The sequence below is a fragment of the Sphingobacterium siyangense genome, from assembly GCF_023277505.1.
Taxonomy (GTDB): domain Bacteria; phylum Bacteroidota; class Bacteroidia; order Sphingobacteriales; family Sphingobacteriaceae; genus Sphingobacterium; species Sphingobacterium siyangense.
This window is the reverse complement of sequence record NZ_CP080574.1, coordinates 2,541,460-2,554,568: the sequence shown is the minus strand read 5'-3', so window position 1 is coordinate 2,554,568 and position 13,109 is coordinate 2,541,460. Positions and strand designations below refer to the sequence as shown.

Here is a 13,109-nt window from a genome sequence, read left to right as displayed (position 1 = left end):
GAATACAAGAATTATCATCGTTTTAATGCTTACTAAATTGCTACATTTGCCTTATTGCAAATAAAGATTATGATTGAGAATTCTGAGCCCAAGACATTATCCTTTGATAATACAGAGATTGCTTTTAAAAGTAAAAGCGATAAGGATTTGGAAAGAGCGTATTGGTTATTCAAAATAATAGCGAATAACTTCTTGACAAAAGTAGGTCCGTCAATGACCAACTTTGCCCTGAACATAGGACTGCCTATCCAAGGCATCATCCGTAAAACAATCTTCAAACATTTTTGTGGTGGAGAGACCATCGCGGGTTGCGAAGCAGCAATCAACGAATTGGGAGAGAATGGTGTAGGGACGATTTTGGATTATTCCGTTGAAGGAGAAGAAACAGAAAGTGCATTTGACGCCTGCTGCGAAGAGGTATTACGTACCGTAGTTGCGGCCAGTAAAAACAAGTACATTCCATTTTCAGTATTTAAACCAACTGGATTAGGACGTTTTGAGTTATTTGAAAAGGTCAACGCCAAAGAAACTTTAACAGAAGCAGAACAAGGAGAATACCAACGCATGTTGGATCGTACTGACCGTATCTGTAAAGCATGTCATGCCGCCGGTGTAAAAGTTTTAGTGGATGCTGAACATTCATGGATTCAAGATGCGATCGATGATATTGCACGTGAAATGATGGAAAAATACAATATGGAGAAACCAATTGTATATAATACTTATCAATTGTACCGTAGTGATAAGTTGGCATCTTTGAAAGCCGACTTTGAATACGCAAAAGTTAGAGGCTTTCACATGGGTGCTAAGATCGTTCGTGGTGCCTACATGGAGATCGAACGTGCTCGTGCTGCACAAAAAGGTTATTCCGATCCCATCCAGCCAAATAAAGAAGCTTCCGATAGAGATTATAATGAAGCTATTGAATTTATCTTGGACCACCTGGACAGCTTTGGGCTAATGGCGGGTACACATAACGAGGACAGTAGTATGTTATTGGCGAAGGAAATTGACAGACGTGGTATCGATAGATCCACCGATCGCATCTTCTTTGCGCAATTATTAGGTATGTCTGACAACCTGAGCTTTAACTTAGCGGCACATGGCTATAATGTTGCTAAATACATGCCTTATGGACCGGTTAAAGCGGTGATGCCATATCTTTTCCGTAGAGCACAAGAAAATACTTCCGTCGCAGGAGCGACAGGTCGGGAGCTCGGGCTTTTGATCAAAGAAAAACAAAGAAGAAAAGCTAGTCGATAACGACTAGCTTTTTTTATAATTGGCGGGCATCAAGTCCATCTACTCAAGGAACTATGCTCAAATGGTCTCCAAGAAACACCCTACTTTTGAAAAGCACAAAAGCACTTTACCTATCACTCGCCTCCCCTTCATCCTTTTGAAACAAGCTAATTACAAAATCATTCCATATTCTTGAAACTATTATTTATGTTTGCAAACTTTTCCCTTAAAACAAAGTTCATACTGGAAGGGTGCTCCCCCGGAGCTTAAAAGAATACGATTTGAAATGGAAGAAAAACTTAGATTATTTGATCTTGCACGTCAACAGATGGGCAAATACCCCGATCTTGATATGTTTGCACACAAAGTGGACGGCAAGTGGAATTATATCAAAACAGCAGATTTTCTTGAACAAGTAGACAGCCTCTCCAAAGGGCTGATTGAACTTGGCGTGAAACCCAACGAAAAAGTTGGTCTCATTGCCGGCAGCAGTATGGAATGGCATTTGATTGACTTTGCAATCCAGCAAATTGGTGCAGTGGTGGTGGCCATCTATCCAAATATTACGGATACAGACTATCAATATATCTTTAATGATGCCGAAATCAGGGTTTGCATCGTCAGCAACAAAAGCCTGTACGATCGCCTGATGAATCTAACCGATTCAATCTATACATTGAAGTATATTTTTTGTATCGCAGATCAGGAAGGCACACGTAGCTGGAAAGAACTTAATGATATAGGCTCCAATTGCTCCTTAGAAAAACTAGCAGCACTACGTGACCAGGTTAAACCTGAAGATCTCGCTACCCTGATTTACACTTCCGGTACAACGGGCAAACCAAAAGGCGTCATGTTGTCGCACAATAATATCTTTTCCAATGTATTGGGCGCAGCAGAAATTACCCCTTGTAAAGCTTATGACCGCGGACTGACCTTCCTCCCTCCTTGTCACGCCTACGAGCGTATGGTTTTATATACCTATATGTATCTTGGCTTTACGATCTATATCGCAGAATCTTTTGACAAGATTGGTGATAATCTGAAGGAAGTAAAACCTCATATCATGACCGTTGTCCCTCGTATTCTTGAAAAAGTCTATGAGAAAATTATGAAAACAGGTCATGATCTCAGTGGTTTCAAACGCAAAGTATTTGATTGGGCTGTTTCAGTTGCAGAAGAATATGATCCAAATCCTGAGAAAAGAAGTCTATCCTATAATCTCAAACTAAAGCTAGCCAAGAAACTTGTCCTTAACAAATGGTATGAAGCATTGGGTGGCGAATTACTTACTGTTGCCTCTGGATCAGCTTCTCTTCATGGTAAACTAACACGCGCTTTCTTAGCCGCAGGAATTCCATTATATGAGGGTTACGGCATGACCGAAGCCTCCCCACTCATTTCGGTCAATCACTATATCAAAGGAATACGCATAGGTACTGTTGGCCTTCCTGTCCGTTTTGTTGAAATAAAACTTGCTGAAGACGGAGAAATATTAGTAAAAGGCCCTAATGTCATGATGGGATACTATAAGAACAAGGCCGAAACGGATAAAACGATCATTGATGGATGGCTGCATACCGGAGATATTGGAAAGTGGGAAGATGAAAAATTCTTGAAAATCATTGACCGAAAAAAAGAGATGTTCAAAATTTCGGGCGGGAAGTACGTCATACCACAGCCAATAGAAACCAAGCTCGTTGAATCTAAATTTATTGAACAGGCAATGGTTATCGGTGACGGGATGAAGTTTGCTTCTGCCTTTATTGTACCAAACTATGCCCATTTGTTGGATTGGGCCAGAACAGATGCTCCTGAACTTGCAACCATGACAAAGAATGATTTTCTGACTGACCCTGCCATCGTAAAAAAAGTCAATCAGGAAGTACGTCGTGCGAACCAGCACTTTGGTAACTGGGAGCAGATTAAAAAACCAATTATTTTAACAGATGAATTTACTATTGAAAATGGAGAGTTAACACCAACCTTGAAAATGAAACGAAAGGTAATTCTCGAACATCATCAAGAAGAGTTCAATAGCCTCTATCAGATGGAGATGGATTAAGGATTAACAAATCAAAATTTTGACATAGCGCGCTATATTTATACGAGTAAAACATGAAATTATTAAAGGATAGAATCCTTCATGACGGTAAAAGTCTTGCAGGAGGCATACTTAAAGTAGACAACTTCATCAATCACCAGATGGACCCCGTATTGATGAAATCTATTGCGGTGGAATTTGTCCGTCGTTTTGCAGACCTCCCGATCAATAAAATCATTACAATTGAAGCAAGCGGAATAGCCCCAGCGATCATGCTTGGCTACCTTTTGGAATTACCGGTTGTATTTGTAAAAAAAGCAAAACCGACCACCATGGCCGATATGTATGTAAGCCAGGTACATTCATTTACCAAGAACCGAACTTATGACATCTGTGTCAGCAAAGAGTTTCTTACGCCGAGCGACAATGTTCTTTTTATAGACGATTTTTTGGCCAATGGGAATGCCGCTTTTGGTATGCTCGATCTCGTTAAACAATCGGGGGCTTCAGTATTGGGCATGGGATTTATTATCGAAAAATCCTTCCAGGAAGGTGGCAAAAGATTAAGAGAATTGCCCGATTTAAGAATTGAATCGTTAGCGCGGATAAAGTCGCTTGAAGTGAATAAAGTCAGTTTCGAAGAAGAATAGCAAAAAGAAAAGCCTCATCTTCCTAAAGATTGAGGCTTTTTTATTCAAACAACAAGATAAATTCTTTCTAATCCCAACGGTAGTCGTTGTAAAAATCTTCAGGATGTCTGCTAATTGCAACATCTTTTACAATCCGGATATTGGCTGCTCCCAAGTTGACATTCAACATAAAAGAAGGTACGTTTGCTGAAAAATTCCAACGACCATTGCGCATATACACGTAACCTCCTCTGTAAGGATCGTAGAATGTTTTGTAATCTCTAAAGTATACATGGTGTCTACTATCGTAACGATGTGCACTTGCCCAGGCCGGTGCTCCATGACGGTATCCTTTTCGGTATGACTTAGCTACTTCTTTATGATACTTACGGTCTTCTTTTTCGCGTTTTTCTAAATATTTTCGATATTCCTTATCCCTTTTCTCTTCATATTTTCTACGCTCTTTGTCCTGTTTCCATTCACGTTCATGTCCACGATGTTGAGCCGAAGATTGTTGAGGAGCGATTAAAACCAGCCCTCCAATTGCCAACGCGAAGTATATCATCTTTCTCATAACAGTATAATTTAAATTTAAAAATCAATTCCACTCTGCCTGTGTTCCATTCTTTTTTACAAGCGTTTCTATGGGTATGACTTCAATGTTTGAACAAAGGTTTAATCGATCAAGATGAATTTAATTTGTGCTGCAATATATAGAATCCATTACTTCAATTTAACGTATCTTTGTACCATGTCAAATACGGGATATATCACTGAAGATACCATTGTTGCATTAGCGACATCTTCCGGAACAAATGGCGCTATTGCTGTCATACGCGTTTCGGGCCAAAATGCCATAAAAATTACGAACGAAATATTTAAAGGAAAGAACCTACTTCAACAAGCATCACATACCATCCATTTTGGAACCATACGCGATGGCGAAGAGATCATTGACGAAGTATTGGTCTCCTTATTTGTAGCTCCGAACTCCTATACGAGAGAAAATTCGGTGGAAATATCAACGCATAACTCCAAATATATTATCGAGCGCGTTGTAAATTTACTCATCAAAAAAGGAGCACGTGCCGCCCGTCCGGGAGAATTTACCCTACGTGCATTTCTCAATGGCGGAATGGATTTATCCCAAGCAGAAGCAGTTGCCGATTTAATTGCATCTAATTCTGCAGCCTCACATCAAGTGGCGATGCAGCAGATGCGTGGCGGCTTTTCCAATCAGCTTAAATCCCTTCGTGAAGATCTCATTCACTTTGCTTCACTGATTGAATTAGAGCTTGATTTTTCGGAAGAAGATGTGGAATTTGCCAACAGAGATCAGCTAAAAAATCTAATCAATAAAATACAGGTTATTGTTCAAAAATTAGTGCAGTCTTTTGAACAGGGTAACGTCCTAAAAAATGGTGTTCCTGTTGTTATTGCCGGGAAACCTAATGTAGGAAAATCAACCCTATTGAACGCTTTTTTAAACGAAGAACGTGCCATTGTTTCAGATATTGCAGGAACAACGCGCGATACCATTGAAGATGAAATTAATATTCATGGCGTCACGTTCCGATTTATTGACACAGCAGGTATACGTGAGACGGCAGATGTTATTGAAGCAAAAGGTGTTGAGCGTACCCGTGAAAAGATGAAACAGGCGAGATTGATCATTTACCTATTTGACCCTACACAGGACAAAGTCGAGGAAGTACAAGCGCAATTACCTGAAATCGAGCGCCTACAAATTCCATTTGTCACCATTATCAATAAATCAGATTTGCTTTCTGAGGCGCAAAAAGAGGTTTACAATGTCCTTAATCCGCTTTACATTTCAGCGAAAGAACAAATCGGTGTCGAGGAACTGAAAGACGAATTGATCAATCGTGTACATTTAGGAAATTTAAATACCGACGATGTCATGGTCACCAACATACGTCACGTAGAAGCGCTACAAAAAACAGCAGATTCACTGGAACGCGTAATATATGGGATTGACAATCCTGTCACTTCTGATTTCCTAGCGATGGATATACGCCAAGCCTTATATCATCTTGGTGAAATCACCGGAAGTGTTTCTACAGACGATTTATTGGATAATATCTTTTCCAAGTTTTGCATCGGAAAGTAAATCTTAATTAACGATAATAAACAATAACCACCATTGATTATAAATCACTTAAAATAAACATTTTAAGTGATTTTTTTTTATTATTAATGTTTATCTTTAAAATGTATTACCGCTCAAATAAAACTGAATAGTCCTGGTTTTCTTCAAAATTAAACCCACCTACTTTCCAGCTATACTGTCCATTAGAATTTCTCACAGCTACATGGACTGGACTTGCCGTAGTGCTATGATTATAAAAAACAACTATTGAAGATTCACTTTTTTCGATATTAATTTTTATTACGGTATCGCATACTCTAAAAATCAGGATGCATTAAATAAATTTTGGACATATAATCAACGTAGAATATTCATTTTGTCTGCGATAATATTTGCAATACTTCACTATAAGCGCTACAATATGACTTTTGAAAACCTATTATTAATCCCATTTTTATTGGCTTTCTATTTTTCAAGGGGTTGGATCCTAGAATATGCTAGAGCTCCATATGGATTTATTTACAGTTGCTTACTGCATATACTATATAACTTCCTTTTATCGGTCAAATATACTTTAAATAACTTCTCTAGTTATAGATTCAATTACAATAATGCATTTAGTGGTTTTTATGTACCTAAAATGGATAAATTAAAGCACGGGAGTGATTTTGACAACCTTACTGGTTACTTACATTTATTCTTACAGACTAATTTAAACGCTCCAAAGGAGACAAAGAGAAAATTCCACTGGAGATCTTTCCATTCCATTCATAGTAGTAGGCTTGCCTCCTTTTGATAATAACCTTCTTGCTCCTAGGCATCCGCTCTTTGTCCACGGGTTGTATAACAGTGATCTCGTAATGGTTGGCCTGGGTATTATTGACTTTAATTTCGATAGCTTTTTCAAAGCCGTACGAATATACACCTAACTTGTAAACGTCCTGTCTCGGAAAATTAAATGTTTTCGTTGAATCAATAACGATTTGTTTTCTTAGTCTGGAAGAAAACATGCAATGTCTATATTGCGGAACATGGACAATATTTCGATAATTTTTCTTTTTGTTAATATATATGGAAAGTAATTCGAAGTAAAACGGAGTTCTACTGCTCATCTCGTTTTTCTCATAAGTTTCCAAATAATAGTTGATCGTTACTGAAATAGAATCGTTATCTTTTTGGACTGACTTTTCCCGTACCGATACCCTGGGTAATCTTTTTTCCAGGTGTGGATTTAAAATTACTGTATCTCCCTTTACTTCCCAATCTCCTCTATTCGTATAGGATTCAAATGTATAGGGGAAAATAGGATCTGCTTCAATAAGCTCAAATGTGCTGTCTAGATTTAGAGTCAGACGGGTCGAATATTCCCCATACGTACCGAAGATCGGTTTAGAAGCTTTTTGAGCAAATACGGAGAATACTAGTGAAAAATAAAGAAGTGCTGACAACAATACTTTGATCATAATCCATTTTTCCTTTGCTTTGTTAGGGATAGAATACAAATATATCACAAAATGTTCACCTAATTTACTCTTTGTTCTTCTTAAACAGGAAAAGTTATTTTTTCACAATACTATAAACCACAACCGGAAGGCACAATACGGTTAATATTACAGAGAACCTTTTGAAGATCAGCAAATCTTTCCGTTTTTTTAATAATTCTTGGTCCGATAGTTCGCTTAATTCTTTTTCTTTCATGCTATTTTTAATTAAGATCCTATGATAAAATACTTAATAATACCTTGTAAGTTTTCTTGTTGTGTCAGCGATACAGGTATCATTTGCTAATAATGGCTTCTGATCAAATATAAATATCTTCACGAACATTTATCAAATTATTTCCTTTTTAGGATATATTGTACTTACCACAGTCTTTTATCGGTAATAATGGAGAAACAACGTCTTTAACAAATTGCCGATAGCACGATACAACAAAAAGACAAGGTCCTACCATGGTAAAACCTTGCTCTTATTAGTGAACAAAAAACATACAGATCCAGCGCAGACCAGAGCCAAGAACTAATTGGCTTCAAGCTGAATAACCCCCGAAATTAGTCCTTCACTTTTTGCCCTTACCCGTATTTTACCTTTGTTTTTGCTCGTGACAATCGCCAAGGCTTTACCATGAAAAGCATTGCGCGAAGCTGATTGGAAGCTTGTCAGATCCGTCGTATTGCCATTGTCTGTCGCCACAATTTTTGCACCGTCTCCCTTCACCTCAAATTCGATTTTATCGTCTGCATCAGGAACGATCGTACCAAACTCGTCCACGATATAGGCATGCACAAAGGAAAGTTCTTTGTTTGCCGAATTGAAAGTCAGGTTTTCTGAAGACAATTGTATACGATGCGCTTTTGCTGCCGTACGGATCGTTTTACTTAGCAGTTTCTTGCCACCTTGAAACGATATTACTTCAATCTCCCCTGGTTCAAATTCAACGGCCTTAAATACAAGGTCGTACCGGTCTGGGTCTCTGGACTGCTCCCCTATCTTTTTACCGTTCAGATAAAGCTCCACCCGGTCAGCCTGATTAAAATACACGACGATATCTACCCGGTCACCTTGCTTCCAATTCCAATGAGGCAATACATGTAAGATCGGCTTTTCTGTCCATACGCTTTGATACAGATAGTAGACATCTTTCGGAAACCCGGCTAGATCCACAATACCAAAGTACGAACTTCGTGCCGGCCAGGTGTACGGTGTGGGTTCGCCGAGATAATCAAATCCCGTCCATACATACATCCCAGCAATATGGTCATACCTTTCCATCAACCTCAAGCTTGTCTGATGATTTGAACCCCATGGTGTAAATACATTGTCGTAAGCCGATATGTTCCTGTCTTCATTCCCGCCAGAAAAAGGAATATCCCATCGTTCAGGCCACATGCGGCTAGAATCATAAGGAACCAAATCATACGTTCCGCGGCTTTCCAACGCCGAAGTGCTTTCCGTTACGATAAACTTCTTTCCGGGGTGATCCTGTGGGAAGCTTGCCCATTTCTTATGGTTATAGTTGTAGCCAATCAGATCTACCGCCGAACTCATCAGCACCGGATTTGCTTTGGAAAGCTCATTATTAGCAATGGTGGTCGGACGTGTGCCATCTAGACTATCGACGATTGCTGCCAGCGCGATCGGAATCGCTGTACCATCAGCTTTGGAATGCCATTGCTCCTGCGCTTCATTGCCCAGGCACCAAATAAACAGCGACGGATGATTCCGATCCCTTTTGACATGGTCAACAAAGTCCCGCTTGTACCATTCGTCCCAGTATAAATGATAGTCATAAGGGTTTTTATGCCCTTTCCAGACATCGAAAGTTTCACTCATCACGACAAAACCCAAGCTGTCGCAAAGGTCCAAAAACGCTGGAGCCGCAGGGTTGTGTGAGGTGCGTATCCCATTGACCCCCATTGCTTTCATGATGCGGAGCTGACGTAATGCTGCCGACGTATTGAATGCCATGCCCAAAGCGCCGAGATCACTATGTAAACAGACACCGCGGATTTTAAGCTGCCTCCCATTCAGTATAAAGCCCCGTTGCTGATCGAAGCTAAAATTACGTAAGCCAAATTTCGTAAGCTGTTCATCTAAAACCCGACCATCAACAATAAGTTTAATTTTTGCAGTATATTGATAGGGATTTTCAATACCCCATAAGATGGGATTTTCGAGGATTATCTGCTGAGCGATGGAGTGCAGACCTGCTTTGACAGCGCTCAACGTGGTACGTTCGCTTGCGACAACAGCACCTTGAGCCGAAAGAACCTCTGTCAGTAGCGTAATCTTTTTTGATTCCTCAGGGTTATGCTCTATTTCCAGGGAGAGATCCACGACAGCACGTTTCTCACTGACCTGCCCAGCTCTTATGAAGGTGCTGTTCGTTCCTATGCTGACTGGATTCCGGCTGATTAATTTGACATCCCGATAGATCCCCGACCCCGAATAGAAACGCGAATTGGGCTGATTCTTATTGTTTACTTTTACTGAAAGCAGGTTTTCACTACCATCCCAGTATAAATAAGGGGAAAGCTCATATTCAAATCCGATATAACCATTGGGTCTTTTTCCTAAGAAATGCCCATTGATCCAGACTTCACTGTTTTCGTATACACCTTCGAATGCAATAAATATCCGTTGCCCTTGCTCAGCCTGAGCCAGCTTAAACGTTTTTTGATACCATCCTACGCCACCATCGAGGTAAGCAGCCCCGCTACCTGCGGGGCTGTTTTCTCTAAATGGCATTTCGATACTCCAATCATGTGGTAGATCGAGCTTTCGCCAGCCCTCTCCTTTTCGCCCATTGCTATATTGCTGGCTGCTATCCAGTTTAAACCACCAGCCCCCATTAAAATCAATAACCTTTCTGGACTGTCCACTTAAGGAGACCGTCGCCCCCAATAACAGGAAGAGCAGGATCATCATTCGGCTATATCCTGTTTGAAATAGTCGCTTCAACATAGGCTTATTTAGTCTTATTGGTATCCGAGGCATTTTCGGTCAAACTCTCCTTGTAGGCCTTGCTGATAAAATTGAAGGTCAGCATAGCTGCTCCGTCGTTCGAAAGTACGGGATCCCGCAATACCGCCAGTTGCATCGTATTCTCGGTCAGCGACATAATTCGTACATCGCCCCAGTCGACAACGATCCCATCTTGTGGCTTTCCATGTAAAGGCGAAGCCCCAGTCATACGGATGGTTTTCTTTTCGGTATCGATATTAAAAGTCCCCTTTTGGACTTTGCCCAGCATAGCATGATTCACGTTGATGTTTGCACCGCCTTTCAGATCAAAAGTCATACTTCCATAATCACCGGCAGGCATAAGCCAGCTATTGCCTTTCCAATCGGGTTCCCAACTCCAGCTATCGCTATTTAAAGGCGCGGCTGTTTTATTGATGCTTCCCCACCAGTCACCGGTGCCGTAAAAATACATTGGACCTTTAAAGTAGCGGGAAATGCCCTCAGCATCCAGATCGAGATACCAGGTTTTCTCTTCCCCTGCCCCGCCCGTCAATAAGGTCCAGGTCTCGTCACTGATAAACTCGGCATACATCTGATCGATTTTAAATGTCACTGGCTCGCCGTAGACGATGCCACCACGCGTCTCGACACCAAATTTAACGGTGTACTCACCGGGAAAAGGCATCCTCAGGGTTACCTTTTTCTCCTGACTCCGTCCTTGTGGATGTTCCCACAATGGGGTATATTTTGAATCCATCAAGCTGGTTAAATACACAATATTGGGATTACTGGCATCATGTTCAACGGTAAAGGCCTTTCCCTTCTCCAACTGCGTCGAAGTGACATCGATGTCTCCCAGTGTATAATTCTCGGGAGAACAGGCTCCAAAGAATACCATCGCCGCAAAAAAGCAGATGGCATATGTGAATATCTTTTTCATGTTTGTCTAGTTATAATTCAACCAATAGTAAGTCCTAATATACCTGTGTTTAGTTCCATCCAGCATTTTGTTTCAGTACACCATTGGATAGGGTAATCTGCTTGTTGGGTATTTGCATAAATCCTTTCGTTGTCAAAAAACGCTCTTTAGTCACAGTGACCTTCTCCGGCACAGATCCACTGAGCACATCTTCGGTTGTTTCCAGTGTAGCGGCGGCGTTATTCAGCCCCTGCCGCAATACATCCCAATAGCGGATACCTTCAAACGCAAATTCAAATTTTCTTTCCTTCAGAATATTGTTTTTTGAAACTGCTAGCGGCACAAAATTGGCCTTGTAAGCTCTTTTCCTTACCTCGTCAAAGTATTTCTGTGCGTTTGCGGAACCGAGTTCTGCCGCCATAAGCAAGACATCAGCGTAGCGGATGACAAAGTAATCCTGGTCTTGGGACAGTTGCATATCCTTATCCCCTCCGGTATTGGTGGTGCCGTCCGGCAATGCTGTGGGGGCGTATTTTTTGATGGTGTAACCTGTATACTCACGCTGGTCTTTCAGGTCAAATCCCGTGATATTCTCGCCATCGATATCAATAATTGAGGCAGTTTTGCGTGTATCCATGTTGTCAAACTCATTGAAGAACTTTTTGCTTACCGTACATGCCCCCCATCCTTGGCCATAAGGTGACCAATTTTTACCGCGCAAGCCCAGAAAGACGACCCAGCGGTTGCCATCAACATAACCGTTGTAGTTCGATGTATTGTTGAATTTCTGTGCAAATACAACCTCAGCATTTCCCTTGCCGGCATATTTGGAAATATCTAGCGTATTATTGCTTGCATTGGGGATATAACTCGCTGCCGGCCACAGATTTTTAAAATCTGCCACCAGCGCAAACTGGCCGCTGCTGATAACTTCTTCGAGTCCCGCCAGGGCTTCGGCTTTGGAGACACCGATATCTTCGCCGCCATAGTAGCCTGCATAAAATAGATAAACACGGGCCAGTAGCGCTTTAGCAGCAAATGGAGTTGCCCGACCATCATTGGTTGCCGCAGCTGACTTGGGGTAAGCTGTTGCTGGGATATTGGTAGCCGCAAATTTAAGGTCTGAAACAATCAGTTGATAAATCGCTTTGGGGTCCGACTGTGGAATATTCTCATTGGTTGGGCTCGTTAGCAAAGGGATGTTTTCGAATAGACGGACGAGATCAAAGTACATGGTGGCCCGCAGGAATTTCGTTTCCCCTTCGATACGTGCCCGCGCTGTTGTGTTGCCTGAAAAATCAGTACCGTCCAATTTTCCCAATAGCGTGTTGCAGCGAAAAATTCCCGCGTAGTAATCAGACCAGGTACCATCAAAGATATTATTGTCCGATTGGGACTGCGCAATATCAAAACGGTCTATTGCCTGAAATGAGCGACCGTCTGTTGTACCTGTTCCGCCAAAACAATTGTCGGCGGCCACCTCTGCTGTCATATAGAAAGACTGGCTCCCATTGGAGGTCGTCCGTTGATAACCATCATAACAACCGACCAGAGCCATGTCAGCATCGGCTACGGTTTTATAAAAATTGCTTTCCAAAACGCTTGTCATCGGTTCGACATCCAAAAAACTGGATGAACATGATCCTAAGATTAAGGATCCAAATAACATGGAATGATAGATATAGCTCGTTTTTTTCATGA

At 41.1% G+C, this 13,109-nt stretch carries 10 protein-coding genes; 5 read left to right on the top strand and 5 right to left on the bottom strand.

All coding sequences use genetic code 11. The annotated features are described in order from the left end of the window. Positions 1-69: 69 nt before the first annotated feature. From K2F45_RS10225 to xpt, 3 genes are all read left to right on the top strand, one after another. Entirely contained in the window at positions 70-1,263 is a 1,194-nt protein-coding gene (locus K2F45_RS10225) for a proline dehydrogenase family protein (protein WP_248933475.1), read from the top strand. 265 nt (positions 1,264-1,528) lie between these two features. Next, complete coding sequence (locus tag K2F45_RS10220) at positions 1,529-3,307, top strand: AMP-dependent synthetase/ligase (protein ID WP_248933474.1); 1,779 nt, start codon at positions 1,529-1,531, stop codon at positions 3,305-3,307. Positions 3,308-3,360: 53 nt separating this feature from the next. Continuing rightward, positions 3,361-3,936, top strand: coding sequence for a xanthine phosphoribosyltransferase (gene xpt / locus K2F45_RS10215; protein WP_088161115.1), 576 nt, complete (start codon positions 3,361-3,363; stop codon positions 3,934-3,936). A 67-nt stretch (positions 3,937-4,003) separates the two neighbouring features. On the opposite strand, the gene K2F45_RS10210 is transcribed toward xpt, so the two are convergent. After that, complete coding sequence (locus K2F45_RS10210; protein ID WP_120334634.1) at positions 4,004-4,489, bottom strand: hypothetical protein; 486 nt, start codon at positions 4,487-4,489, stop codon at positions 4,004-4,006. Between the two features lie 177 nt (positions 4,490-4,666). On the opposite strand from K2F45_RS10210, the gene mnmE reads away from it, so the two are divergent. Continuing rightward, entirely contained in the window at positions 4,667-6,046 is a 1,380-nt protein-coding gene (gene mnmE, locus K2F45_RS10205) for a tRNA uridine-5-carboxymethylaminomethyl(34) synthesis GTPase MnmE (RefSeq protein ID WP_120334635.1), read from the top strand. Between the two features lie 268 nt (positions 6,047-6,314). Continuing rightward, on the top strand, positions 6,315-6,821 hold the full coding sequence (locus tag K2F45_RS27425) for a CPBP family glutamic-type intramembrane protease (RefSeq protein WP_083663570.1): 507 nt from the start codon (positions 6,315-6,317) through the stop codon (positions 6,819-6,821). Here the strand turns inward: K2F45_RS27425 and K2F45_RS10200 are convergent. From K2F45_RS10200 to K2F45_RS10185, 4 genes are all read right to left on the bottom strand, one after another. Continuing rightward, entirely contained in the window at positions 6,733-7,488 is a 756-nt protein-coding gene (locus tag K2F45_RS10200; protein WP_145327425.1) for a copper resistance protein NlpE, read from the bottom strand. The two genes, K2F45_RS27425 and K2F45_RS10200, sit on opposite strands and share 89 nt — an antisense overlap. A gap of 556 nt (positions 7,489-8,044) precedes the next feature. Beyond that, positions 8,045-10,489, bottom strand: coding sequence for a glycoside hydrolase family 2 TIM barrel-domain containing protein (locus K2F45_RS10195; RefSeq protein ID WP_248933473.1), 2,445 nt, complete (start codon positions 10,487-10,489; stop codon positions 8,045-8,047). Between the two features lie 4 nt (positions 10,490-10,493). Next, positions 10,494-11,429 carry a hypothetical protein gene (locus K2F45_RS10190; protein ID WP_248933472.1) on the bottom strand — a complete coding sequence of 312 codons (936 nt, stop codon included), beginning with the start codon at positions 11,427-11,429 and terminating at the stop codon, positions 10,494-10,496. Between the two features lie 49 nt (positions 11,430-11,478). Further along, a complete protein-coding gene (locus K2F45_RS10185) occupies positions 11,479-13,107 on the bottom strand; it encodes a RagB/SusD family nutrient uptake outer membrane protein (protein ID WP_248933471.1) in 1,629 nt (542 codons plus the stop codon). Positions 13,108-13,109: the final 2 nt, after the last annotated feature.

Coding starts and splice junctions, on each gene's coding strand:
- K2F45_RS10220 (WP_248933474.1), top strand. CDS start 1,529: ATGGAAGAAAAACTTAGATTATTTGATCTTGCACGTCAACAGATGGGC.
- K2F45_RS10200 (WP_145327425.1), bottom strand. CDS start 7,488: ATGATCAAAGTATTGTTGTCAGCACTTCTTTATTTTTCACTAGTATTC.
- K2F45_RS10190 (WP_248933472.1), bottom strand. CDS start 11,429: ATGAAAAAGATATTCACATATGCCATCTGCTTTTTTGCGGCGATGGTA.
- mnmE (WP_120334635.1), top strand. CDS start 4,667: ATGTCAAATACGGGATATATCACTGAAGATACCATTGTTGCATTAGCG.
- xpt (WP_088161115.1), top strand. CDS start 3,361: ATGAAATTATTAAAGGATAGAATCCTTCATGACGGTAAAAGTCTTGCA.
- K2F45_RS10225 (WP_248933475.1), top strand. CDS start 70: ATGATTGAGAATTCTGAGCCCAAGACATTATCCTTTGATAATACAGAG.
- K2F45_RS10210 (WP_120334634.1), bottom strand. CDS start 4,489: ATGAGAAAGATGATATACTTCGCGTTGGCAATTGGAGGGCTGGTTTTA.
- K2F45_RS10195 (WP_248933473.1), bottom strand. CDS start 10,489: ATGTTGAAGCGACTATTTCAAACAGGATATAGCCGAATGATGATCCTG.
- K2F45_RS10185 (WP_248933471.1), bottom strand. CDS start 13,107: ATGAAAAAAACGAGCTATATCTATCATTCCATGTTATTTGGATCCTTA.